Genomic DNA, 1,175 nt, shown 5'->3' with positions numbered 1-1,175 from the left:
GGGGCCGGAGGCCGCGGCGCGGGCCTTGGCCTCGTCGGTCTCGGCCTGGATCTCCGCCTGCTTGAGGGCGTAGGTCCGCTGGGCGATCGCGATCTCCTCCTCGGCCTTGAGGCGGGCCTGCTCGGCGGCGCGGCGGGCGATCGCTTCGGCGATGTCGGCCTCCTGCTTGGCGCGGGCGGCCTCGGGACGGCCGAGGTCCTGCAGGTAGGAGCCCTCGGTGGTGATGTCCTGGATCTGGAAGGCGTCGATGATCAGGCCCTGGCCGGAGAGGCTGGCCTCGGCCTCCTCGGCGACCTGGCCGGCGAAGACGGCGCGGTCGCGGATGATGTCCTCCACCGACATGCGGCCGACGATGGCGCGCAGGGCGCCGGAGAGGACCTCCTGGGTGAAGCTGACGATGTCGTCCTGCTGCCCGAGGAAGCGCTGCGCTGCGGCGCGGATGGCGTCCTCGGCGCCGCCGACCTTGACGATGGCGACGCCGTCCAGGTTGGCCTTGACGCCGCGCAGGGTGACCGCGCCGCGGACGTGCACGGGGATCTGGCGGGACGACAGGTCGAGGCTGAAGCGCTGCTGGACGAACGGGACGACGAAGACGCCGCCGCCGACCACGACCTTCTGGCCGCTGTTGTCGGTGAAGACGGCGCCGGTCTCGGGGTCGGTGGACTTCTTGCCGCGGCGGCCGGTGACGATGAAGGCCTCGTTGGGGCCGGCCACCTTGTAACGGCTGGCCACGACCAGGCCCAGCAGGAACAGGAGTACGACCACTCCGACGGACGCGATGACGACAGGGCTTGGCATGGATTCCCCCCCAGGGAACGGAATGACGCGGTGGTGAAGTCGTTGAGTTGTTGAGGCGCTGGGTTCGACGGTCCCGATCGGGCCCGGCGAATCCCGGCGTGGCCCGGTGGCGCCGGAGCGGTCAGCGTTCGACCGGGCGCACCGAGACGGAGGTGCTGGAGAGCGACCGGTCGACCCAGACCTCGGTGCCGCGGGGCAGCGGGGTGTCGGCGCGGGCGGCGAGCTTGACGGGCTGTCCGGCGAGGCGTACCAGGACCTCGCCGTAGCCGTCCGCCGATATGGCGGTGACGACGGTGCCGGAGACGCCCACGACGTCTCCCTCACGCGGGGCGGCGCCGGAGCCGTCGTCCATGAGTGCCCGGCCGGCGCGGTAGGCG

General features: G+C 72.3%; 1 protein-coding gene and 1 pseudogene. Both read right to left on the bottom strand.

Features of this window, described 5'->3' with window-relative positions; translation table 11 throughout:
• On the bottom strand, positions 1-798 hold a 798-nt coding region (locus ACOV8S_RS01940; RefSeq protein WP_448315631.1), incomplete at its 3' end, for a flotillin family protein.
• Positions 799-919: 121 nt separating this feature from the next.
• Positions 920-1,175, bottom strand: a pseudogene (locus ACOV8S_RS01935) (hypothetical protein); the annotation flags it as partial.

It is taken from the genome of Streptomyces sp. CO7, assembly GCF_053474865.1.
The sequence above is the reverse complement of the archived record's forward strand: the minus strand, read 5'-3'. Positions and strand labels throughout refer to the sequence as shown.